Annotated in this window: 27 protein-coding genes; 25 read left to right on the forward strand and 2 right to left on the reverse strand. The window is 57.8% G+C overall.

Annotated features, from left to right (window positions below):
• The first annotated feature begins 97 nt into the window (after positions 1–97).
• The 25 genes from LJX92_RS06385 (at position 98) to LJX92_RS06505 (ending at position 22,214) form a co-directional block, all read left to right on the forward strand.
• Positions 98–583, forward strand: coding sequence for a phage terminase small subunit P27 family (locus LJX92_RS06385; RefSeq protein ID WP_032903595.1), 486 nt, complete (start codon positions 98–100; stop codon positions 581–583).
• On the forward strand, positions 583–2,307 hold the full coding sequence (locus LJX92_RS06390; RefSeq protein WP_228309453.1) for a terminase large subunit: 1,725 nt from the start codon (positions 583–585) through the stop codon (positions 2,305–2,307). The genes LJX92_RS06385 and LJX92_RS06390 overlap by 1 nt, the downstream gene beginning before the upstream one ends.
• Positions 2,307–3,605: a phage portal protein gene (locus LJX92_RS06395; protein WP_200600213.1), complete on the forward strand. Its 1,299-nt coding sequence runs from the start codon at positions 2,307–2,309 to the stop codon at positions 3,603–3,605. The genes LJX92_RS06390 and LJX92_RS06395 overlap by 1 nt, the downstream gene beginning before the upstream one ends.
• A gap of 3 nt (positions 3,606–3,608) precedes the next feature.
• Entirely contained in the window at positions 3,609–4,481 is an 873-nt protein-coding gene (locus tag LJX92_RS06400; protein ID WP_228309454.1) for a head maturation protease, ClpP-related, read from the forward strand.
• 12 nt (positions 4,482–4,493) lie between these two features.
• Positions 4,494–5,702, forward strand: coding sequence for a phage major capsid protein (locus LJX92_RS06405; RefSeq protein ID WP_200600211.1), 1,209 nt, complete (start codon positions 4,494–4,496; stop codon positions 5,700–5,702).
• Positions 5,703–5,743: 41 nt separating this feature from the next.
• A complete protein-coding gene (locus LJX92_RS06410; RefSeq protein WP_228309455.1) occupies positions 5,744–6,001 on the forward strand; it encodes a hypothetical protein in 258 nt (85 codons plus the stop codon).
• Between the two features lie 2 nt (positions 6,002–6,003).
• On the forward strand, positions 6,004–6,480 hold the full coding sequence (locus LJX92_RS06415) for a head-tail connector protein (protein WP_198834352.1): 477 nt from the start codon (positions 6,004–6,006) through the stop codon (positions 6,478–6,480).
• The gene (locus LJX92_RS06420) at positions 6,480–6,815 is read left to right on the forward strand and encodes a phage head closure protein (protein WP_228309456.1); all 336 of its coding nucleotides are present in this window, start codon (positions 6,480–6,482) and stop codon (positions 6,813–6,815) included. Before LJX92_RS06415 ends, LJX92_RS06420 begins: the two co-directional genes overlap by 1 nt.
• Positions 6,808–7,299, forward strand: a complete 492-nt coding sequence (locus LJX92_RS06425) for an HK97-gp10 family putative phage morphogenesis protein (protein ID WP_228309457.1) — start codon at positions 6,808–6,810, stop codon at positions 7,297–7,299. The genes LJX92_RS06420 and LJX92_RS06425 overlap by 8 nt, the downstream gene beginning before the upstream one ends.
• On the forward strand, positions 7,296–7,664 hold the full coding sequence (gene gp17, locus LJX92_RS06430; RefSeq protein WP_228309458.1) for a tail completion protein gp17: 369 nt from the start codon (positions 7,296–7,298) through the stop codon (positions 7,662–7,664). The genes LJX92_RS06425 and gp17 overlap by 4 nt, the downstream gene beginning before the upstream one ends.
• Before the next feature lie 58 nt (positions 7,665–7,722).
• Positions 7,723–8,214 carry a phage tail tube protein gene (locus LJX92_RS06435; RefSeq protein ID WP_034127816.1) on the forward strand — a complete coding sequence of 164 codons (492 nt, stop codon included), beginning with the start codon at positions 7,723–7,725 and terminating at the stop codon, positions 8,212–8,214.
• Between the two features lie 9 nt (positions 8,215–8,223).
• Entirely contained in the window at positions 8,224–8,571 is a 348-nt protein-coding gene (locus LJX92_RS06440; protein WP_228309459.1) for a phage tail assembly chaperone family protein, TAC, read from the forward strand.
• 29 nt (positions 8,572–8,600) lie between these two features.
• Complete coding sequence (locus tag LJX92_RS06445) at positions 8,601–8,855, forward strand: hypothetical protein (protein ID WP_160049417.1); 255 nt, start codon at positions 8,601–8,603, stop codon at positions 8,853–8,855.
• A 25-nt stretch (positions 8,856–8,880) separates the two neighbouring features.
• On the forward strand, positions 8,881–11,589 hold the full coding sequence (locus LJX92_RS06450; RefSeq protein WP_228309460.1) for a phage tail tape measure protein: 2,709 nt from the start codon (positions 8,881–8,883) through the stop codon (positions 11,587–11,589).
• Between the two features lie 6 nt (positions 11,590–11,595).
• Positions 11,596–11,934, forward strand: a complete 339-nt coding sequence (locus tag LJX92_RS06455) for a phage tail protein (RefSeq protein ID WP_069556774.1) — start codon at positions 11,596–11,598, stop codon at positions 11,932–11,934.
• 9 nt (positions 11,935–11,943) lie between these two features.
• Positions 11,944–12,696 (forward strand): phage minor tail protein L, encoded by a 753-nt coding sequence (locus LJX92_RS06460; protein ID WP_228309461.1) that lies wholly within the window; start codon positions 11,944–11,946, stop codon positions 12,694–12,696.
• Positions 12,697–12,698: 2 nt separating this feature from the next.
• Positions 12,699–13,454, forward strand: coding sequence for a C40 family peptidase (locus tag LJX92_RS06465; protein ID WP_228309462.1), 756 nt, complete (start codon positions 12,699–12,701; stop codon positions 13,452–13,454).
• A 32-nt stretch (positions 13,455–13,486) separates the two neighbouring features.
• Positions 13,487–13,822: a lipoprotein gene (locus LJX92_RS06470; protein ID WP_228309463.1), complete on the forward strand. Its 336-nt coding sequence runs from the start codon at positions 13,487–13,489 to the stop codon at positions 13,820–13,822.
• A 56-nt stretch (positions 13,823–13,878) separates the two neighbouring features.
• The gene (locus tag LJX92_RS06475) at positions 13,879–14,490 is read left to right on the forward strand and encodes a tail assembly protein (RefSeq protein WP_130174725.1); all 612 of its coding nucleotides are present in this window, start codon (positions 13,879–13,881) and stop codon (positions 14,488–14,490) included.
• A gap of 59 nt (positions 14,491–14,549) precedes the next feature.
• On the forward strand, positions 14,550–18,383 hold the full coding sequence (locus tag LJX92_RS06480; protein ID WP_228309464.1) for a phage tail protein: 3,834 nt from the start codon (positions 14,550–14,552) through the stop codon (positions 18,381–18,383).
• Positions 18,384–18,714: 331 nt separating this feature from the next.
• Complete coding sequence (locus LJX92_RS06485; RefSeq protein WP_198798648.1) at positions 18,715–19,362, forward strand: hypothetical protein; 648 nt, start codon at positions 18,715–18,717, stop codon at positions 19,360–19,362.
• 28 nt (positions 19,363–19,390) lie between these two features.
• On the forward strand, positions 19,391–20,398 hold the full coding sequence (locus LJX92_RS06490; RefSeq protein WP_228309465.1) for a hypothetical protein: 1,008 nt from the start codon (positions 19,391–19,393) through the stop codon (positions 20,396–20,398).
• A 43-nt stretch (positions 20,399–20,441) separates the two neighbouring features.
• The gene (locus tag LJX92_RS06495) at positions 20,442–20,867 is read left to right on the forward strand and encodes a structural protein (RefSeq protein WP_228309466.1); all 426 of its coding nucleotides are present in this window, start codon (positions 20,442–20,444) and stop codon (positions 20,865–20,867) included.
• Positions 20,864–21,379 carry a lysis system i-spanin subunit Rz gene (locus tag LJX92_RS06500; protein WP_228309467.1) on the forward strand — a complete coding sequence of 172 codons (516 nt, stop codon included), beginning with the start codon at positions 20,864–20,866 and terminating at the stop codon, positions 21,377–21,379. Before LJX92_RS06495 ends, LJX92_RS06500 begins: the two co-directional genes overlap by 4 nt.
• 67 nt (positions 21,380–21,446) lie before the next feature.
• The gene (locus tag LJX92_RS06505; protein ID WP_228309468.1) at positions 21,447–22,214 is read left to right on the forward strand and encodes a DNA adenine methylase; all 768 of its coding nucleotides are present in this window, start codon (positions 21,447–21,449) and stop codon (positions 22,212–22,214) included.
• A gap of 19 nt (positions 22,215–22,233) precedes the next feature.
• Here LJX92_RS06505 and LJX92_RS06510 read toward each other — a convergent pair whose 3' ends face one another.
• Together LJX92_RS06510 and LJX92_RS06515 are read right to left on the reverse strand one after the other, a co-directional pair.
• Positions 22,234–22,470: a hypothetical protein gene (locus tag LJX92_RS06510; protein WP_228309469.1), complete on the reverse strand. Its 237-nt coding sequence runs from the start codon at positions 22,468–22,470 to the stop codon at positions 22,234–22,236.
• Positions 22,471–22,667: 197 nt separating this feature from the next.
• Positions 22,668–23,024, reverse strand: coding sequence for a hypothetical protein (locus LJX92_RS06515; RefSeq protein WP_228309470.1), 357 nt, complete (start codon positions 23,022–23,024; stop codon positions 22,668–22,670).
• Positions 23,025–23,297: the final 273 nt, after the last annotated feature.

Below are 23,297 nucleotides of genomic sequence, written 5' to 3' on the forward strand. Positions count from 1 at the left end.
GGAGGGGGAGGGTCAAAAGTCTGGGCCTTTTCGCTTCTAGACCGCGCCCTCAATCGTTTTTTTACACCCGCGAAATTAAAAATTCAGGAGTTGCGCGATGGGAGGCACCGCCACGGTCGCCGGCCGTGGTCGCAAACCCAAACCAACGGCCAAAAAAGCGCTCGCCGGAAACCCTGGCAAGCGCGCGCTGAACACAGCCGAGCCGCAGTTTTCCAAGATCACCCAGATCGATCCGCCCGAGTGGTTCACCCCTCGGGCCGCCACCATGTGGAACATGATTGTCCCAGAGCTGCTGCGCGAGAACGTGGTGGCTATCACGGACCTGCACAACGTCGAGGCCTTCTGTAGCGCCTACGACAACTGGCGGCTGGCCCAAGAGTCCATCCAGCAGCATGGCATCGTCGTTACCGGCGCGACCGGCGGGCCGATGAAGAACCCCGCACTTACCGCCGCCAATGAAACGATGCGCCAGATGGTTACGTTCGGTTCGATGCTGGGCTTGGACCCGGCCAGCCGCACACGGCTGATCGGCGGCAACAAGGAGAAAGAAACCAACGAATTTGCCAACCTGCTGAGAACCTGATGACCAAATCTGCCCACCCCAATGTCGACAAGGCGACGGCGTGGGGTCGGTCATTGCTCCGCGGTAAGGTCCCGGCGTGCCGTTATATCCACCAGGCAGTGCAGCGACACTTCGACGACTTGGCCGCCAGCCGTAAGCGCGGGTTCCGTTACAAGTTCGACCCAGCCAAGGCAGAAAAGAAACTCAAGCTGATGCAGCTGCTCCCGCACACCAAGGGTGAGTGGGCATTCAAGCGTCAATTGATTACCCTGGAGCCTTGGCAGCTTTTTGGCCTGGCCGTGACATTCGGCTGGGTCAAGAAGAAGGGCGGCCACCGTCGATTTCGTGAAAGCTACTGGGAAGTGCCCCGGAAGAACGGAAAATCGGTTGTCGCCGGCGGCGTAGGTATCAGCATGTTCGTTGCTGATGGTGAGTTCGGCGCCGAGGTGTACGCCGGCGCGACGACTGAGAAACAGGCCTGGGAGGTTTTCCGGCCGGCGAAGCTCATGGTCAGCAAGTCACCGATGCTTATTCAGGCCGCCGGCATCGAGGTGAATGCCTCGAACATGAACATCCCGTCCGACTTCAGCCGCTTCGAGCCACTGATCGGTAACCCGGGCGATGGTGCATCGCCAAGCTGCGCCATCGTCGATGAGTACCACGAGCATCCAACGTCGGCCCAGTACGACACCATGCTCACAGGGATGGGCGCCCGACGTCAGCCGCTGATGTTCATCATCACCACCGCCGGCGCCGACATTGAAGGCCCGTGCTACGACAAGCGCCGCCAGGTCGTCGAGATGCTGGCCGGCACTGTTCCGGACGAAGAGTTGTTCGGCTGGATCTGGACGCTGGACGAAGGGGACGACTGGACCGACCCGAAGATGCTGGCCAAGGCCAACCCGAACCGCGGAGTCTCGGTGTTTCAGGAGTACCTGGAGAGTCAGCAGGCCCGCGCCATTCGTTCAGCCCGCTTTGCCAACACCTTCAAAACGAAGCACCTAAACCTCTGGGTGAGTGCCAAGTCTGGCTTCTACAACATGGAAAGCTGGAAGGCTTGCGAAGATACGTCGCTGACCCTGGAGCAGTTTGAGGGGCAGGAGTGGATTGCCGGTTTCGACTTGGCGCGCAAGCTCGATATGAACTCGAGGGCCAGGTTGTTCTGGCGCGTCATTGATGGGAAGAACCACTACTACAGCATTGCGCCGAAGTTCTGGGTTCCCTATGACACAGCCTTCAACACGGACAACAAACGTATGGCTGAGCGCTTCCAGGCCTGGATTCACTCCAAGCATCTGGATGTGACCGACGGTGCGGAGGTCGACTACCGCGAGATCCTCGAGGACACCAAGGAGGCGAACCACCAAGCCCCGGTGCGCGAGTGTCCGATTGATCCTCATGGCGCTACAGGCCTAAGTCATGACCTTGATGATCAGGGCTTTGAGCCGATCACAATCACGCAGAACTACACCAACATGTCGGACCCGATGAAAGAGCTGGAAGCCGCGATAGAAGCGGGCAGGTTCCATCACGACGGTAATCCGATCATGACCTGGTGCGTCGGCAACGTAATCGGCAAGAACCTGCCGGGCAACGATGACGTCGTGCGGCCCATTAAGCAGGGCGATGACAACAAGATCGACGGCGCCGTTGCGCTGATCATGGCCATAGGTCGGGTTCTGGCCAATGCGGGCGAGCCTGATCCGAGTGGCTTCTACGAAAATCCAATTATGGTAGGCATTTAATGGCGCGCGAAAAGAAGCCTGGACGGGTCAGGTCGGCCCTGCAAAGCTGGCTTGGCGTGCCAGTCGGCCTAAATGACAAGGCATTTTGGCAGGAGTGGTTTGGTACGTCTGCCAGTGGTCAAGTCGTTACCGTGGACAAAGCGCTTCAGCTTTCGGCAGTTTGGTCGTGTGTCCGATTGCTATCCGAAACCGTGTCGACATTGCCTCTCAGGCTTTACGAGCGCGGTGCAGATGGTGGCCGTGTAGCTGCAACAAACCACCCGCTTTACGAAATCCTCACCAAGCGCCCTAACGCAGAAATGACCCCGGGGCGATTCATGCTGATGATCGTGGCAAGCATCTGCTTGCGGGGGAATGCCTTTGTCGAGAAGAAGCGTGTAGGTAGTCGTGTGATTGCGCTAAACCCTCTGCTCCCGCAGCTCATGACCGTCAAGCGCTTGGATAGCGGTCGCCTGGAATACAAATACACGCAGGACGGAAGGCCCAGGGTTATCGCCGAAGATGACCTGATGCACATCCGCGGCTTCGGCTTGGATGGTGTTTGCGGCATGCTGCCGGTATCCACGGGCAAAGAGATCATGGGTGCTGCGATTTCAGCCGAAGAGGCAGCTGCCAAGGTTTTCGCCCAGGGCATGCAGGCGTCAGGGATATTGAGCAGCGACACAGCGCTCAAGCCTGAGCAGCGCGAGCAACTGAGAGCCAGTCTTCAGGCATTTATGGGCTCGAAGAACGCCGGCAAAATCATGGTTGCTGAGGCCGGTCTTAAGTATCAGGGCATCACCATGAACCCTGAAGCGGCTCAGATGCTTGAGTCGCGAGCGTATGGCATCGAAGAAGTCTGCCGCTGGTTCCGAGTGCCACCCTTCATGGTCGGGCACATGGACAAGCAGAGCAGCTGGGCGTCGAGCGTTGAAGGGCAAAACCTGCAGTTCCTTACCAACTGCCTCAGGCCGCTGCTGGAAAATATTGAACAGGAGATTGGCCGCTGCCTTTTGGAGCGCGACGACCGTTACTTCGCAGAGTTCGCTGTTGAGGGGCTGCTGCGCGCCGACAGTCAAGGCCGGGCGAGCTACTACAATATTTGCCTTCAAAACGGTTGGATGAGCCGTAATGAGGTCCGCCGCTTGGAGAACCTCCCACCGATACCCGGCGGTGATGTGTACACCGTGCAATCGAACCTGCTGCCCATAGAGCAGCTCGGCCAAGGCAGTGATAGCGGCGAAAAGGTTCGCGCTGCCCTGTCTGCGTGGCTTCAACCGAATGAAATAAGCCGATCCCCCGGCAGCTCTGGAGAATAACCCATGACAATTCGTAGCCTTCCGGCAGCGCCGGCGGGGCGCCCTTGCGCGGGTGTTTCATTCGACCTGATGCCTCAGGCAATGGAGCGCTGGAATTCAACTATCCAGGCTGCTGACGCGGACGCCAAGAACACCATATCCATGCTCGACGCGATCGGCTTCGATCCATGGTCGGGGGAGGGTGTTACCGCCAAGCGTATTTCAGCCGCCCTACGCAGCATGGATGGCGCTGATGTCACCGTGAACATGAACTCGCCAGGTGGGGACATGTTCGAGGGGTTGGCGATCTACAACATCCTCCGAGAGTACAAGGGTCACGTGACGGTGAAGGTTCTCGGCCTGGCAGCCTCGGCAGCATCAATTATCGCCATGGCCGCTGATGACCTTCAGGTAGCGCGGTCTGGTTTTCTGATGATCCACAACGGCTGGACTATCGCCGCCGGCAACCGCCATCAGTTCCGTGAAGTCGCGGATATGATGGAGCCCTTCGATGCTGCCATGGGCGATATTTACTCCGTCCGCACCGGCCGTGATCTGAAGGCGATGCAGAAGCTGATGGACGCGGAAACTTGGATCGGAGGCTCTGCTGCTGTTGAGCAAGGCTTCGCTGATTCGCTTCTAGAGTCCGACTCCATCAAAGAAGGCACCAAGGCACAAGTTGGCCTGATCGCCGCCCGAAAGCTGGATCTGATCCTCGCCAAGCAGGGCATGCCCCGTAGCGAGCGACGGTCACTCATTCAAGAAATCCAGTCCGGCACGCCTTGCGCTGCCGAGCCCGGTACGCAAGACGCTGCCGACAACCTGGCCAATCTGGCCGAACCAATCGCCGAACTGGAACGAGCACTCGCTCGGTTCTCGGCAGCCGCTACCAATTAAGGAAACGACACCATGTCCGACCAATCCCAGTTGCTTGCCAAAATGAGCGCCGAGCTCGAAAAGGCTTCCAGCGATTTCAGCGCGAAAGCAGAAGCCGCGCTCGGCGAAGCAAAAAAGGCAGGCACTTTGTCTGCTGAAACCAAAGCTGCCGTCGATGAGATGGCTCTGAAATTCAACACCCTGACCGAAGCCGAGAAGCAGCTGAAAGCTCAACTCGGCGAGCTGGAACAGGAGTTCGCCCGCATTCCCACCCAGGCCGCCGCTTCTCAGCGCGAGACTCTGGGCGGCACCGTCATCAAGAGCGAGGCCCTGGCTGAGTTCGCCAAAAGTATCCAAGGCAACCGCCGCGTCAGCGTTCCGGTAAATGCTGCGCTGCTCAGCACTGGTGTCGCTGAAGGCGTAGTAGAGCCCCAACGCCTGCCTGGCATCGACGTTATGCCGAAGCAGCGCCTGTTCATTCGTGACTTGATCGCACCTGGCCGCACTACCTCGCCGGCAATTTTCTGGGTGCAGCAAACCGGCTTCACCAACGCGGCCCGGGTGGTTGCTGAAAACACCGCCAAGCCGTACAGCGATATCCAGTTCAACACCAAGATCACGCCGGTTACCACTATCGCGCACATGTTCAAGGCTTCGAAGCAGATCCTGGATGACTTCGCCCAGCTGCAATCGACCATCGACGCAGAAATGCGCTACGGCCTGAAGTACGCCGAAGAGTCGGAGATCTTGTTCGGCGACGGCACTGGTGTGCACCTGCACGGCATCGTGCCGCAAGCAGAAGCTTATTCGGCAGCATTCGAGCCTGACGCTATGACCCAGATCGACCAGCTGCGCCTGGCTATGCTGCAGTCGCAACTGGCCCGCTTGCCGGCCAGCGGACATGTGCTCCACTTCACCGATTGGGCGAAGATCGAGCTGACCAAGGACACCCTCGGTCGCTACATCATCGGCAACCCGCTGAGCCTCGCAGGTCCCACTTTGTGGGGCCTGCCAGTTGTTGCAACCGAACTGGCGGCATTCCTGGGCAAGTTCCTGACCGGTGCATTCCAGACTGGCGCACAGATCTTTGATCGCGAGGACGCTAATGTTGTGATCTCCACCGAGAACGCCGACGACTTCGAGAAGAACATGATCTCGATCCGTTGCGAAGAGCGTCTTGCGCTGGCGGTCAAGCGTCCGGAAGCGTTCATCTACGGCACCTTTGCCACTCCAACCCCTTGATGTAGCGGGGCCGCCCGATTGGCGGCCCTTCGGAGGCCGACATGAAATTGAAGACCCTCAAACCGCTGTACCTCGGCGGTAAAACTCTGGTCGAAGGCACCTCGTTTTTAACCGGCGAACAACACGGGCGGCAGTTGCTTCAGAAAGGTTATGCCGAACCAGATGACGGCAAGGATGCTGCGGTTGTGGATTTGACTGACTCTGAAGCCGAACCAACGCCCATGACCTCAACCAGTGTGGTTGCGGATCCCAAGCCTGGTACCAAGGCGAAGACCACCGAAAAGAAAAAGGCTGACTGAGCATGAGCGTGATCGACATCGAACTGGCCATGAAGCACCTGCTCGCGGAACCTGAGGACCAGGACCTGGTGCAGTCGCAATTGGACGGCGCCGAAGAGGCTGCTCAGCAGTTCCTTCAGCGCCGGTTCTTTGCCGATCAGGCCGCTGTGGACCTTGCGAAGTCCACCACTCTTCAGCGAACCCAAGCGGCGCGCGCCATTTACCGCGCTGCGCTGGTTGTAGCCGATGACCCTGAAAACTCAGAAGACCGGTGCAGGCTGCGTGAACGTGCTCGCCAGGCCCTGGCGGATGCCTTCGAAGCAATCGACATGGACGAGTACGGGATTGTCATCAACAAGGGCATTGAGGCGGCTTGCCTGCTCAAGCTCGGCCACCTATTTGCGAACAGGGAGGAGGTGGTGACGGGCACTATTGCTACTGAGCTTCCGCTGACCAGCAAGGCGTTGCTGATGCCTTACCGCATCCGGATGGGTGTGTAATGCGCGCCGGCAAGTTGCGGCATCGAATTACCATCCAGCGGCCCAGCTTTGTGCAAGATCCGGTCACAGGCGAAATGGTGAAGACATGGGTCGACGCCTGGGTGAGCGTTCCTTCGGATGTTGACCCAGTTTCTGTAACGCAGTTTGTAGCCGCTTCGGCGCCGCAGAACAAAGTCACCGCCCGGGTGGTGATTCGCTACCGCACCGGCGTGGACGGCACAATGCGCATACTTCATAGAGGCAAGATCTACGATATTCAGGGCGTGCTGCCGGATACTGATAGCGGGCTTGACTATCTGACGATGCCCTGCAGCGAGGGTGTGAACGATGGCTGACGGAGTGGAGTTCGATATCAAGGGGCTGGATTCGCTTCTGGGAAAGCTCGCGGCCGTCACGTATGACCTAAAGCGCAAAGGCGGACGGTCTGCTCTTCGGCGCGCGGCCCAGCTAGTTGCTGATAAGGCCAAGGAGGGCGCCGAGAAGTTGGACGATTCGGCGACCGGAAGGTCCATCGCCAAAAACATCGCTCTACGCTGGAATGGCCGTCTCTTTAAGCAGACCGGAAACCTCGGCTTTCGCGTCGGGGTAATGAAGGGCGCGGTGCTGGCCAAGCGAGGTGAGCGGCCGGATCTTTCAGCAGATGGCCCCACACCCCATTGGCGGCTACTGGAATTCGGAACGGAAAAGATGCAGGCCACGCCGTTCATGCGGAGCGCGCTCGCTGACAACATCAACGCCGCTACCGAAACCTTCGTCAGCGAGTACGAAAAAGCCATCGACCGCGCCCTAAAGCGTGCATCCAAAAAGGCATCGCAATGAAGTATCCGCCAATCTTTCAAGTTGCTGCTGCTGACCCTGGCGTCACGGCGCTGCTGGGCACCAACCCGACGCGGCTCTATTTGTTCGGAATGGCGCCTGACACGCCTGCGGGAACGTATTGCGTATGGCAGGTGGTCAACGGCTCGCCGGAAAGCTTCTTGGCTGGGCGTCCTGATGCAGAGGCCTACGGCCTTCAGGTGGATGTTTACGGAGCCACCGCCGCCGCAGCTCGGTCCGCTGGGCACGCCATTGAATATGCGGTCGAACTGAGCGCAACTATTACCAGCTACAACGGTGAAACCAAGGACGCGGAGACAGGCCTGTATCGATACAGCTTCGACGTGGACTGGATTGTCCGCCGATAACCAAGCCCCAAACCCAAGCCCGCCATGTGCGGGTATTTTTTGTCCGCAGGAGTCACCTATGTCCATTCTCACCCAGGGCACGCAGGTCTTTGCCCTCGTTCCACCGCTGTCCGGCACCGGCCCCTATACCGTCATGGAGGTGGAGTGTGCCACCAGCTTTGACCCAGGCGGTGCGCCGGCTGACCAGATTGAAGATACGTGCCTGAGCGCCAAGGAGCGCAGCTACAAGAAGGGCTTGCGCACCCCTGGCCAGGCTTCCTTGGGCTTGAATGCTGATCCCAACAACGCCAGCCATATTCGCCTGCACCAGCTTTCCGAGGCTGACGGCGATACCAGTATCAAGTGGGCGGTGGGCTGGTCTGATGGTACGGCGCTGCCAACGCTTGAAACTGACGGCGATGATTTCGAACTGCCGGCAACGCGGACCTGGTTCGTGTTTGAAGGTTATGTGTCGGACTTCCCGTTCTCGTTCGCTGCAAACACCGTAGTGACCACCACTGCAACCATTCAGCGTTCGGGCGGTTCCGCCTGGATCAAGAAAACCACATAAGGGCGAAACATGAACCTGACTGAACTGAAAGCAGCCGGCGGTCTCGTCGGCGGCGCCATGGTAAAAAAAGCGGTTGTCTGGAAACACGAGGACAACAAGGGCAAACCCGTCACTGACAAGTTCTCAATTTTCGTAATGCCGCAGTCATTCGGCATGATCGAAAAGCTCTTCTCTGCCAGCGATTCAGAGCAGAGCCGCAACGCTAAGTACATCTCAACTTGCGTAACGCTGGGCGAAAACGGCGAAGAGGCCATTTCTTACGAAGATGCTTACCGCCTAAACCCAAGCCTGGGCTGGGCAATTCTTGCTGCAGTGCATGAGGTCAACAACACCGGGGCTGATCGCTCAAAAAACTAACGGCCGCCGATGAGTTCTGGCATGAGCTGGTGCTGAACGGAGTCGGCGGCAGAACAGTGGCGGAAGCAAAGACCAGCATCAGCTACGCCGAGGCCATGGCCTGGGCTGCGTACAGAAACAAACATGGTTCCTTCAATTTGGCGGCTCGATCCGAGCAGATGAGTGCGGTCATTGCGCTGCAGGTCAATCGGCTGGGTGGCGGCACCGCAGAGTTGATTGACTTCATGCCTCACCAAGAAAAAGCAGGGGTATCGCTCGAGACGGCCATGGCCGAATGGGCATGACTTGCGCATCCACAGGAAATAGCCCATGGCTACTCGTTCACTCGGCACGCTGACGCTGGACCTGATTGCGCGCATCGGTGGTTTCGAGCAAGGCATGGACAAGGCCGGCCGCATCACCGAAAAACGCATGAAGGAAATGGAGGCCCGCGCCGAGGCCGCCGGCAAGAAGATCGGCGGCGCACTGGCAACCGTGGTGACTGCCACCTTGGGTGTAGGTACCGCCTCGCTGGTGATGCTGAAGAACACGGCGGCGGCGACCACTGAGACGGATCGGTGGGCCAAATCCCTGGGCATCGGTACCACTGTGCTGCAGCAGTGGCAATATGCTGCCGAGCGCGCCGGGCTCAGCGGCGACAAGATGGCCGATATCTTCAAGGATATCGGTGACAAGATCGGGGACGCCGTGATCACCGGTGGCGGCGAGGCCATTGAAGGACTCAACAAGCTCGGTTTATCTGCCGAAGAGCTGGCCCGCATGTCCCCGGACAAGCAGCTGCTCGCCATTGCTGACGGCCTGGGTAAGGTCGCAACGCAGTCCGAGAAAATCAACATTCTCGAAAGCCTCGGCAACGATCTTTCGCGAATGCTGCCCCTGCTCGATAAAGGGGGTGAGAGTCTGCGTAAGTACCTGGCCCAGGCCAAGGACTTCGGGATCGCAATGGATCCTGCTCAGATCGCTAACCTGGTGCGCGCAAACGAGATCATCCAAGACCTGCAGTTCCAGGTCGAAGGATTGCGCAATGAGTTTGTATCCGGGCTCGCGAACGTCGATATGGGGCCGCTGCAAAACTCGCTCGACGGGTTGCGCGATATCGTCAAGGACCCAGCCTTTCAGCAGGGCATGGCAGACTTAGCTGCGCTGGTGGTGAAACTAACCGGTGCGGCGGCGAGCGGTTTGGCGCAGCTGCCGAATGACTTGCGCGCAATGGCCAATGACCTGAAGCAGGTCACGTCCTTTTTCTCAACTGACCGGAAAACACGACATCTGGCTGGCGTCTCAGATGAGGAGGCTACCAACCGCTCGCTGGACGCATATAACAAATCGCAAGGAGCGCTCAACAAATTCGCCACCAATCCAACGCTTTTCGTTGGCGACCTGTTCGGGCAGGACCTTGGCGCTGCCAAGAAAGCATCGGATGAACGCCTGGCGAGTTACAAGGCTTATAGCGATCTACGTGGATGGGGCGACCAAAAGCTGGTCGAGGGCAACAAGCAGGTTGAGCAGCAAGAGCAAAAAGTTGCCGAGGCGTTCAAGGGAGCCACGGCGGCATCGCTGAAGCTGCTCGACTCATACGATCGCTTGAACAAGTTGCAGCAGGATCGTGCAGCGCTTGTCGCGGCAATGGCTAAGGATCCCGATAATGCAGACCGCTACAGGCGAGCGATCGAGGCGATCGATAAGCAGGTAGCTCAACTCAACGGCACCACCAAAGCCGCCACGGAGGCCCAGAGCAAACTCAAGGCCCAGCTTAAAGAGGCCGCCACGGCTTTTGATCAACTCCGTCAGACCTATGATCCGGTAAACGCCGCGGCGCACGAATTCAGCAAGCAGACCGGGCAGATCGCGCTGCTGGAGAAAAACGGAAAAATCTCCAAAGAGCAGTACGGTAAAGCCACCGCATGGTTGGCGAGCCAGTTCAACGAGGCGGTTAACGCCGCCACCGGTCTTTCCCAGGCGATGCAGTTCCAGGCTGACCTGGAGCGGCAGTTGAATAATCAGCGCGAGCAGTATGCTGCACAGGCTGCGGCCGTCGGCATGGGCAGCAAGGAGTCCGATCGCTATCTCGAGCGCCTGGAGCTTGAACGTCAGACCAACGATAAAGTTCTTTCCCTTCGGACCGAGCTTGCAACAGCTACAACTGACACTCAGCGCAAAGCCCTTCAGGACCAGATTGACCTGACAAATGCGTACCTGCCGAAGCAAGTGGCTGCGATGCAGGAGGGATGGGCGCAGATGGACTCTGCGCAAAGCGACTGGTCAAACGGCGCGAAGAGCGCCTGGCAGGACTATTTGGATAGCGCCAAAGACGTCGCCGGCCAGACGAAAAGCATGTTCAGCAACGCTTTCAGCTCCATGGAAGATTCGCTGGTGAACTTTGCCATCACCGGTAAGGCGTCGTTTGCTGACTTCACCAAATCCATTCTGGCCGATATGGCGCGTATCGCGACCCGCCAGGCAAGTTCCGCGTTGCTGGGCAGCTTGGTCGGTGCGGCGGCCAGTTATTTTGGCGGCAGTGCTGCCGGCGGTAATGGGCTTGCGGCCGGGTCTGCTGGTGCTACGTCATCCAACCTGGGGGCGTCTGCTGGTGGCTACTCCGGCAGTTACTTTCCGCAAGCCAAGGGTGGAGCGTGGTCGGGCGGAGTGCAGATGTTCGCCGATGGTGGCGCATTCACAAACTCTATCGTCAGCAAGCCAACAGCGTTTGGGATGGCTGGAGGCATGGGATTGATGGGGGAAGCTGGGCCAGAGGCAATCATGCCGCTGACCAGGACAGCGAGCGGTGCTCTTGGTGTTAGGGCTGTTGGTGGGGGCTCTGGCGCTATGGGCGCTCCTGCCCAGATAAACGTGACTGTGACTGTTGCAAGTGATGGTACTACCAGCTCTACAGCGGATGACCCGGCATATCAGCAGTTCGGTAAGGATCTCGGTGATTTTGTTGACCAGCGTTACCGCCAGCTGATTCGCAAGGATCTGGGGCAGGGCGGCAGCATTAAAAGAGCAATCAGTGGGTAATAAACTATGGCGCTTGAAAGGTTCACCTGGTGCCCGAGGACTGACCCGCAGGGCCAGGCAAAATTCCGGGTCCGCACCAAAGGCTTTGGTGATGGATACGCGCAATCGGTAAGCGATGGCATCAACAACAAATCGCAGTCCTGGCCGCTCACGTTTCTCGGTGATGGCGTTCGCACGAAGCAGATAATGGACTTCATCGATGCCCATAAGGGTGCCAGAGGGTTTTTGTGGACGCCGCCGCTTGGCGAACTGGGGCTGTACAAGTGTGATGGATATCAGCTCACACCCCACGGCGCGGAAAACTACACGCTCACCGCTACCTTCGAACAAAACTTCCAACCCTAAAGGTTATATATGGCACTGATCGCGGACATCCAAAAACTGGAGCCCGGCGGCGAGATTCGCCTGTTCGAAATTGACGGGACTGAGTATGGCGCCGATTATCTGCGCTTTCACGGTCACGCCATACCGCACACGCCGGATGAGCTTCTGGCTTATGAGGGGGTGGAAGAGGAACTCCCAGCCAAGTCGATCTGGTGGCAGGGTGCGGAGTACGCCGCCTGGCCTGTACAGGTTGAGGGTATCGGCTCAAACAGCGATGGATCGGCTACCAGGCCAACGTTCGCCGCCGGCAACATCAATGGGCGTGTCACTGCGCTGTGCCTGGCCTTCGAGGACATGCTCAAGTTCAAGCTGACCGTTCGCGAGACGCTGGCCCAGTACCTGGATCCGGTGAACTTTCCAGAAGGTAACCCAACTGCCGACCCTACCCAGGAGGCGCTGGAGATCTGGTACATCGACCAGAAAACCAGCGAAGACGGCGAGGCGGTGGTCTGGGAGTTGTCCTCACCGGGCGAGATCGATAACCACGGGCTGCCTGGTCGACAGATGACGACCTTCTGCCACTGGGCTATGACCAACGGTTATCGCGGGCCGGACTGCGGCTATACCGGCCCAGCGATGTTTGACGACGAGGACAACCCAACGACAGATCCCGCCCGGGATCAATGCAAGGGTTGCCTATCGTCCTGCAAGCTGCGCTTCGGCGAGAACAACGAACTTTCATTTGGTGGATTCGCCGCCGTTTCCCTGATTGCCCGGAGCTGACCATGCGCAAGCACATCGTTGCGGCTATCAAAGAGCACGCAGCCTCCGAGCATCCGAAAGAGTGCTGCGGCATATTGCTTGCCGTCGGGCGCGCGCAGAAGTACTTCCCGTGCCGGAACATCGCCACGGAGCCGAACGAAGAGTTCAGGCTTGATCCAGAGGACTACGCCGCTGCGGAAGACCTGGGCGAGGTGATCGGCATCGTCCACTCCCACCCGGACGCCACCAGCCGGCCGTCACCGCACGACCTGGCCATGTGCGAGGCCACGGCGCTGCCCTGGCACATTCTGTCATGGCCCGAAGGCGACCTCAGGACGATCACGCCGAACGGCAGCACGCCGCTGCTCAAGCGACCGTTTGTTCATGGTGTGTGGGACTGTTGGGCTGTATGCGAAGAGTGGTACCAGCGCGAGTGGGGGCTTGAGTTCGAAGCCTTCCAGCGCGCCGATGGCTGGTGGGAGAGGGCGGAAAACCCCAGTCTTTACGAACAGCATTACGAGGCTGCCGGCTTCGTGCGCGTAGACAGTCCTCAGCGCGGTGACATGATCGTTATGCAGGTTGGCCGTACGGTGCATCCGAACCACGCAGGCATATACCTGGGCACCGACCCGGCGCTGCCTGGTGAGGATTCCGGTACCTTCGGCCCTGGGCCATTCATGCTGCACCACCTTTACGGTAGGCCGTCCGAGATCATTGTCTACGGCGGGCCCTGGCATGACCGTGCACGCCTGATTCTTCGCCACCGTGACGCTCGGTGATACAGTCGGTATTTTCAGGACGGGGATCGATCATGCGGATTTTGATAGCGGCAGTAGCGGTGGCGATGCTGGCAGGGTGTTCGACGTCTGGGATGCAGCAGGGAGCTCCAGCATTTTCTGCGAGCTCCCAGAAGACGCCGCAGCAATATTCTCGTTGCCTCGGGCCAAAGTGGCAGGAGATTAATCCGTCAACCAGCTCTATTGAGACAGAAACTGGTTACAAAATTTCCGCTTCGACGGCCTTCACGGGGGTAGTTGCGCTTGCGGTTATTGATCAATCGAAAGGTGGCTCCATGGTAAAAATCTTTCTACCTGTGGACTGGGCAGGGACCAGCGGCTGGAAGGATGCCGCCAAGACCTGCATCTAACTAAGTCAGAAAATAACCGCCCACGAGGCGGTTTTTTATTGCCTGGAGAAAAAACAATGTCTGCACTTACTACTGCTTGCTCGCCGATCGAAACTATCCGACTCGGTGGAATGCTGCGTCAGTTCGGAAAACAATACAGGCTTTCTGTCCGGAGCCCAGCAGAGGCGATAAAGGCACTCTGTGTGCAAATCCCTGGCTTTGAGAGGTTTCTATCGAATGCCAAATCTAGAGGCTTGGAGTTCGCCGTATTTCGAGGAAAGAAAAACATTGGTGAGGACGAGCTCTGCTTTCACGGTAGAGGGGAAATCAGAATCGTACCCGTCATCACAGGTTCAAAGCGTGCCGGCCTGCTACAGACAATCGTTGGCGCCGTCATGGTTGTAGCAGGGGTTATCGTTAGCGGTATGTCATTTGGTCTTGCCTCTCCCATAGGCGCCGCCTTGATCGCTGGTGGCATTGGCATGGTCGCGGGCGGCGTAATCCAAATGCTCAGCCCCCAGGCCGGTGGGCTCAAGACCAGCGCCGCACCGGAGAATACTCCCGGCTACGCATTCGGCAGCGCGAAGAACACCACGGCGTCGGGTAACCCGGTACCGCTTTGCTACGGCAAGCGCCGGGTGGGCGGGGCAATCATCAGCGCCGCGATCTACGCTGAAGACCAGATGTAACCGACATTCGCAGCAACGCAGCCGCCCACGAGGCGGTTTTTTATTGCTTGGAGAAAAAGATGGGCGACGACAGCAAGATCGACATCCACGGCGCAAAGGGCGGCGAAGAGAAGCCAAAAACGCCGACAGAAGCCCCAGACAGTCTGCGCTCGGTTGCCGTCGCCAAAATGCTGATCGCCGTGGGCGAGGGTGAATTCGAAGGGACGCCAACGGCCAGGGATATCTACCTCGATAACACTCCGCTGCAAGACCCCCAGGGGAACATGAATTTCCCGAACGTGAAGTGGGAGTGGCGCACCGGGGCCGTGGACCAGACCTATATCCAGGGGATCCCATCGGTCGAGAACGAGACCACCATCAGCACTGAGCTGCGCAGCGGCACCCCATGGGTTAGGGCGATCAACAACACCCAGCTTTCCGCTGTGCGCGTGCGGTTTGCCTGGCCGGCGCTTCAGTCCGTGGACGCCGGGGGCAACATCAACGGGTACCGGATTGAATACAAGGTTGAGCTGGCCACTGATGGGGGCGCCTATCAGCCGGTGCTGAGCGAGGCTGTCGATGGCAAGACCACCAGCGTTTACGAGCGTACCCGCCGTATCGATTTACCCAAAGCCACGACTGGCTGGTTGATGCGCATCACCCGCATCACACCAAACCAGAACAACAACAAAATCTCGGACACCATGCAGATCGCCGGATTTACCGAGGTGATCGACGCGAAGATCCGCTACCCAAACACGGCGCTGCTCTACATCGAGTTTTCCGCCGAGCAGTTCCGTAGCATCCCGGCCGTGACGGTCGAGACCAAGCTGAAAAAAATGCAGGTGCCGAGCAACTACGACCCTGTGTCGCGCTCGTACAGTGGCGTTTGGGACGGCACCTTCAAGCAGGCCTGGACCGACAACCCTGTCTGGATGACCTACGACATCACCACCGCCGATCGTTTCGGCCTGGGCCGTCGCATCAAGCCGTGGATGGTGGACAAGTGGGAACTGTACCGAATCTCTCAATACTGCGACCAACTGGTGCCGGACGGGAAGGGTGGACAGGAACCTCGCTTCATCTGCAACTTGAACCTGCAAAGCAAAGCCGATGCCTGGTCACTGCTGCGCGATATCTCGGCGATCTACCGCGGCATGACCTACTGGGCCCAGGGCCAGGTATTCACCCTGTCGGACATGCCGCGCGCCACCGACTTCGACTTCGCCTACACCCGGGCGAACGTGATCGATGGCAAGTTCACTTACTCCAGCGCATCGGAACGTACCCGTTACAGTCGTGCGCTGGTCAGCTACGACAACCCGATGAACAACTACGACACCGATGTCACAGCTGTGACCGATGCCAAGCTGCAGCGGCGCTACGGCGACAACCCGTTGGAGATCAGCGCAATTGGTTGCACTCGCGAATCGGAGGCCCAGCGCCGCGGTAAGTGGGCGCTGCTGACCAACTCCAAGGATCGGGCCGTAACCTTTAAGGTTGGTTTGGATGGTCGTATCCCGCTGCCTGGCTACGTGATCCCGATTGCTGACGAACTGCTGGCCGGCCGTGCAATTGGCGGGCGTATATCGGCGGTAAACGGCAAGGTCATCAAGCTGGACCGCGACACCAAGGCTAAGCCCGGCGACCGACTGATCCTCAACCTGCCTGACGGCAAGTGCGAGGGGCGTACCGTGGAAGTGTTCAGCGGTCGGCAGGTCACGGTCACCGTGGCCTACTCAGTGACGCCTGAGCCGGAACTTGTGTGGGCACTGGATGCTGATGACTTGGCCGTCCCGCTTTACAGGGTGGTCAGCGTTGCGCGGCCAGAGCCTGGCGTGTTCGAAATCTCGGCCGTGCAGTACGACCCGAGCAAGTTCGCGCACATCGATACCGGTGCGCGCCTTGAAGAACGCCCGATCAGCGTAATCCCGATCACCGTTGTACCGCCGCCGGCCAGCGTCACGCTCACGTCGAGTTACGCGGTAGATCAGGGCATTGCGATCAGCACCATGAACATCTCGTGGCCCGCTGTTGCTGGCGCCGTCGCCTATGACGTGGAGTGGCGCAAGGACAGCGGAAACTGGATTAAGGTGCAGCGTACTGGCTCGACGAGCGTGGACGTCACCGGCATTTACTCAGGTGCTTACCTGGCCCGTGTGCGCTCGGTAAGCGCCTTCGAAATTTCGTCGATCTGGAAAAGCTCTATCCTGACCAACCTAGAAGGGAAGGTAGGCCTGCCGCCGGCGGTGTCGTCCCTCACCACTAAAGGCGAATTGTTCGGGATCAGCGTCAAGTGGAGCTTCCCTGCTGGCGCCGAGGATACCCAGCGGACCGAGCTGTGGTATGGACCAGCGAATAACCTGGAGGCTGCGACGAAGCTGGCCGACCTTGCATATCCGCAGGCCGACTACCGTATGCAGTCGCTTCTGTCAGGGGCAACGCTCTTCTTCTGGGCGCGCCTGGTGGATCGCACCGGGAACATCGGCCCGTTCTATCCGACCGTAAACGGAGTGATGGGCCAGTCTGTTTCGGATGCTTGGCCGCTCCTTGAGCAGGTCAAGGGCCAGATTGATGAATCATCGCTGGCTCCAGCCCTCAATGGACGCATCAATCTGATCGACGGCGATGGGCCTGGGTCCGTGAACGCTCGAAATGAGCAGCTTAGAAAGGATCTCGAGGCGCAAATCAAGCCATATGTTGATGCGCTGTTGTGGGACGCAGCAAAGGCTTACTCCAAGGGTGACATCGTTCGCCAGGGAAACAAGTTGTACCAAGCCCTGGCGGCCAATAGTGGTTCTCAGCCGCCCAGCGCAAACTGGAAAGACGTCGGCGACATCCTCACTGATGCGAACGCTTTGGCAATACGGGTTGATAACCTTGACCAGAAAATCACGGTAGTCGATGGAAAGGTGATTGCCACTCAGGACCAGCTTAACCAGCTCCAGACAAAGGTAAATGACCCGCTAACTGGCCTGGCGGCTACGGCAAATAACGTTACCCAAGTGAATCAGCGAGTAGACAACGTCGACAACAAGCTGACCGCGCAGACGCAGCGAATTGACGGTGTGTACGCTGAAATCAATGCACCTATGGCTGGTTCTGAGAATGACCTGGCTGGCGGAACACAGGGCTATGCTGGCGTTTGGTCTATCCAGTCTGCCATTACCGATGGTGACTACGCCCAGGGCAAGCTCACTCAAACTGTCGAAGCTCAGGTAATCAAAAACTACGCCACATATGAGGAGACAACGACCGCGCTCGTCAATCAGCAGACTGCTACGACCAACCAGGTAACGGCTCTTCGCTCCGATTTTGACGGGAACAAAGCCACCGTACAGACGCAGATTAAGACGGTATCCGATCAGGCGTCAGCCACCGCAAGCCAGACCACTCAGCTGCAAACAACCGTTAACGGCCACACGCAGCAGTTCCAGCAACAAGCGAGCATCAACCAGGACGTAAACGGAAAGATCACCGGCACCTACTCGTTCCGATTCAAGTTCGATGTGAATGGGTCGCCTTACTCTACCGGCGTAGGACTTGGCATTGAGACTGGGGCGAACGGTCAGGTTACTTCGCGCTTCGTCATCCAAGCCGACCAGTTTGCAATCTACAACGGTGCGGTAGGGGCGGCAGGGTCAAGCGTGCCATTCGCGGTGAACGGGACAGAAACCTACATCAAGTCGGCATTCATCCAGGATGGGACGATCACCAACGCGAAGATTGGGGCATACATCAGTTCGACGAATTACATCGCCGGACAGCAGGGTTGGATCCTGAACAAAGATGGAACCTTCGAAATCAACGGCGTCGTCCCGGGTCAGGGACGGTCGATCATGACAAATCGATCGCTGCGATTCTGGGACGCTAACGGTGTCAAGCGAGTGCAGCTAGGAGACCAAACAGAATGAGCTCAGGTCTAAGAATGTGGTCCTCTAACGGAACACTAGAGTTTGATACAAGCCTATCTACATATCGCATTGTTCTATCAGTGCTTGTGTCTTATTCGCCAGGATCATCAGGACCAAGAACCAGAACATTTGCCGCGCCTAATTGCAATGTAAATAATGCAATTTGTTTCTTGCTGCCAATTAACAACGATACCTCACAGGTGTCGTCTAACAATCAGCTTGAATGTGAAATGGGAACGAACGAGGTGTATGTCAGGAATTTCCTTGCCGCTAGGCCAAGCGATTCTGTTTCTACTGCAACCATGCGTCTCATCGTCGCAAGGTGGGCCTGATGAGTTACGGGTTGCAAGTGGTAAATGATTCTGGCGCTATATCCCTCGACTCTGAATATGCAAGGTTGTGCGTTTTTCATAAAGGCACCTATAACTCGGGGGCGTCTGTTGTCTTTCAGAACGTAGTCGACACGCAGGAGCCACCGCTTGTTTTTATCAGGCCGCCGAATAATGGCTCACTGATTCAGCTGGGCGTTCTTCTTGAAGGTTCAGCGGGGGCATGGACGGGCGCTACCGTGACATCGGGACAAGTTCACTCTGGAAGCCTATTCGTAGCGGCCTTTTCATCTAAGCCCCTCGCTACATATGGGTTGAGGATGTGGGGCGCTGATGGCAAGCAGATATTTGACTCTGCTACACAGGCGGCTGTGTTTACGAGAGCCCTTCAGAATTGGACCTATACACATACAACCTATAGCACTCAGGGACTACCGACAAATTGGTACTCTGTTCCAATGAGTTATCAGCTTGGAGATTATTTAATGGTGAACAACGGCAGGATGCCAATGATGGCGGGAAATAATGAGTCCAGAGCAACAGGTCTGCGATATGATTTTCCGGCCGGGCTTATCAGATTTAGCGTCACTACCGTGACAAATCCAACATACTTTTCGCTCGCTGCGGTATTTGGGAAGCTGGCTGTTTAATTGTCTTTTAAAATAGGGGTTTAATTTAATGGCAAGACAAAGCATTAATCTCGGCACGGCGCCGACAGGTCAAGGCGGCGATACGTTTCGTACTGCCAGCCAGAAGAATAACGACAACTCGAACGAGCTTTACACTGCCCTTGGAGCTCCGGCTAACGGACAGCTGCCTGCGGCGCTTCCCGTTGCAAAAGGCGGCACGGGTGGGACTACGCAGCTTACTGCGCGGCAAGGCTTAGGGCTAGGCGCTGCCTCAACTAAAAGCTTTGGGCTGCAAGACGGAGAGCTTATCCCTGCTGGTACCTATAGTGGGTTTTATTCGAACAATGCGCCGACGACCTATCAAGCTGATAGGCCTGGCGAACCCGGCCAAGGTGGTGCTTTTTCCAGGCTTGGCGCGCCGGGCTCATCTTCAGGCTTGTCGTACAGCACGGTTATCCGTATTCCCTATGCTCAGGACTTCGAGGCGCAGTTGCTCATCCCCGTTGCTCAAGGTACCGGTAACTTACATTTTCGAACCACGGAATCTAACAGTGGCGGCGCATTCGGCCCCACATACAAGCTTTATCACACAGGCAACACCACCCGCGGTTCCGGCGGTGCGCTTTCTGCGGCATCGCCAATCCTGAGAATCGCGAGTGTGTCCGCCAGCGAGCGCCGCGACCTCCAAGAGGAATCGTTTCTCCCCGCCGGCGAATGGGGTGTGGCCAACGATGAAGCACGCGGCGTTATTGTTGAGCGCCTCGGCGTTGGCGAGTATCGGGTGACGGGAAGCCTTGGCCTGGCACTGGAGGGCTGGCGGACCCACGACCCAAGCTCCCCCGACGGCGGTCGGATGCTTGGTATCACCGACAGTCATCAGGAAGAGGACGGCACTGTCATCATTCGCCTATTCAAACAGCGCTGGACGCTCACCGACGACGGGGAGATGGTCCCGGGCTGGGGCGCACCTATGGATGTCCCGCTGAATAGCTGGATCGATGTGCGGCTTGAAATGCCCAAGGCCGATACGCCGCCTATCAGATCGACCGAAGAATAGCAGCCCGCCAATTGAGCGGGCTTTTTTACGCCTGGAGAAAAGCATGTCGACTACCGAAACCCGCGGGGTACGCAACAAAAACCCCGGAAACATTGATTACAACCCGGCCAACCAGTGGCAGGGCCAGTTGAAGCCAGACCCTGCGTTAGAGAAGCGCTTCGCCAGGTTCGATACGCCCGAGAATGGTATTCGCGCCCTGGGCAAGCTGCTGCTGACTTATCAGCGCAAACATGGCCTGAAAACTGTGAAGGCGATCATCAGCCGGTGGGCGCCGTCGGTAGAGAACGATACTGCGGCGTACGTGCGTGCGGTTGAAGCGAATACCGGTACTCGGCCTGGTGCGGAAATTGACCTGGCCCAAACAAAGGTCATGACGGGCTTCGTCAAGGCGATCATCCATCACGAGAACGCAGGCTATGCCTACCCTGATGCGGTGTTGGCCGAAGGCGTGCGGCGGGCGCTGGCATGACGCCGGTACAGAGGCTGGCCGGCCTGTTGGTGCTGATCCTGCTGCTTATGGCGGGTTCTGCTGGCGTCGCGTGGCAGGTGCAAGACTGGCGCATGGGCAAGAAGCTCGCCCAGCAGGCCGTCCTGCACGGGGATGACCTTGCCGCGATCAGTAATGCCGCAAACGCCCAAGCCCGCGCCGAGCAGGGCAAGCGCATGGCCCTGGAGCAGCAGATCGCCGGCCAGGACCAAAAACATTCCAAGGAGTTATCCGATGCCCAACGCAACCAGGCTCGCCTGCGTGACCAGCTTGCTACTGCTGATGTCCGGCTGTCAGTCCTCCTTGCCGAGGATTCAGCCAGTGGCTGCGACGTGCCTACCCCCCCCGGCACCGCCGGCGTGGTTCATGCAACCCGTCGAGTCCAACTTGACCCAGCGCATTCTCAAAGAATTATCCGCATCACCGATGACGGGGATAACGCCATAATCGCGCTGCGTGCTTGTCAAGCGTATGTCAGGGCCGTTGCACCCTGACCTACATTCCCGGTCGCAAAAATTAACATGACCCCAATAAACACCCACTTTGCAAAGGATTGCAAAAATGACAAACCCAATCGTTCCTTGGATGGGCGGCAAGCGCCGTCTTTCGAAGCGCCTGCTCGCGTTTTTTCCAGATCACGAGTGCTACGTCGAGGTGTTCGCCGGCGGCGCTGCGCTGTACTTCAAGCGAGAGGAACCTGCAAAAGTCGAGGTTTTAAACGATCTCAACGGCGACCTGGTGAACATGTATCGCGTCGTCCAGCACCACCTAGAGGAGTTCGTGCGCCAGTTCAAGTGGGCGCTCAGCTCCCGGCAGATATTCGAGTGGCAAAAGATGACGGCTCCCGAGACGCTGACAGATATTCAGAGAGCCGCGCGGTTCTTCTATCTCCAGCATCACGCTTTTGGCGCAAAAGCCACAGGGCAGACGTTTGGCACCGCAACCACCGGCCGGCCTATCAACCTGCTTCGGATCGAGGAAAGTCTATCGCAAGCCTGGCAGCGCCTTGCCGGAACCTACGTTGAGAACCTGCCCTGGCTGAAGTGCGCCGAAAAATACGACCGGCCTCACACCTTTCACTATATGGATCCGCCTTACTGGCAGACAGCTGGGTACGGCGGGGAATTTGGTTTCGAGGAGTACGAGCGGATGGCCAACTTCATGCGGACTTGCCAGGGCAAGGTCATGGTAAGCATCAACGATCACCCAGATATCCGGCGGGTGTTCGATGGTTTCCGCTTGGAAACGATGGATATTCGTTACAGCACCGCCAATCCCCGGAAAGGGAAGGCTGCGGTGACTGGCGAACTGGCGATCATGAACTGGTAAACCCTGGTGGAAGGAGCGCTCACCGCGCAGGATGTGAATCCGTAGCGTCATCGAAAATCAGGAATAACGCCTCTATCGTGGCCGGCGTCAGAGCGCGTGCTGCTTCAAGCCCTTCTACGAACCCGGCAGCACGCTCTCCCGCTAGCGTACGAGACGCATTGTCGGCCGCCTTGGCGATGCGTTCGAGGTGAGACGTTGTCCGGCTCTGAATCAACGGCGGGAGGTTCATCTCTACAAGTTTCTGAGTGTCGTTCATGATCTTTATGCCTGTCTAAAACTGCCTCAACCTAGCACGCATTCATTGAGTGTAAAGGGCGCTAAATGAAAGTAGAGTTTTGGACAGTAATGTACTGAAACCCGCGTATGGCGGGCTCTAGACCAATTCCAGCCCATACTGCTGCATTATTGACGCGTGTCGGCAAAACCAGAAAACGCCGGAATGAAAGGCTTAGCTCAGGGCTGTGGCCCCCTAAGCACTTTCAGCTCCATTAACAGACGCTGGTTCTCCCTGAATAGGTGGTCGCGCTGACCGGTAACCAGATCGATGGGTCGAAAGCTCACATTGTCAGGCGCGTCATCGTCCATGGCTGAGATGCGCTCAAGTGCTTGCCTGAGCGCAGCCTCCGCTGATGCCTTGCCGGTAGCGAGCAGGTCATTCATCTGGACCAGGCCCGCGATATTTGCTCGCGCTCGACGCAACATGCGCTCGGTCTCGGCCAGTTCATCCACGAGCAGTGAGCACTGGTGCTGGTACATTTCCAGTGGGGTGGGGCAACCGAGCCAATCTTCGGTGTCCATGTCAACGGCCATAGCGGAATCTCAAGTGCTGTATGTGCGTACAGTAATCGAGGTATGGCAGGTTTGGGGAGTGGTGTTCGTCGGCAGGACGCCGGGGCGGGACTTCGCGTTGGAGTTTCTTCCCCAAAACGCAACCGTTTGGACCAATGTTTATTGGGTTTAGAAGAGTCGCAAAAGTTGGTGTTTTTGGAGGGCCTTTTTAGGGTCAAGGCCTTGATATTAAAGGCCTTGAACGTTTCTTATGCTGCATCCCAGGCTTTGATGCCGAAAAGGTGCAGGGTTTTG

It is taken from the genome of Pseudomonas sp. HN8-3 (assembly GCF_020790195.1).
Lineage (GTDB): Bacteria > Pseudomonadota > Gammaproteobacteria > Pseudomonadales > Pseudomonadaceae > Aquipseudomonas > Aquipseudomonas synxantha_A.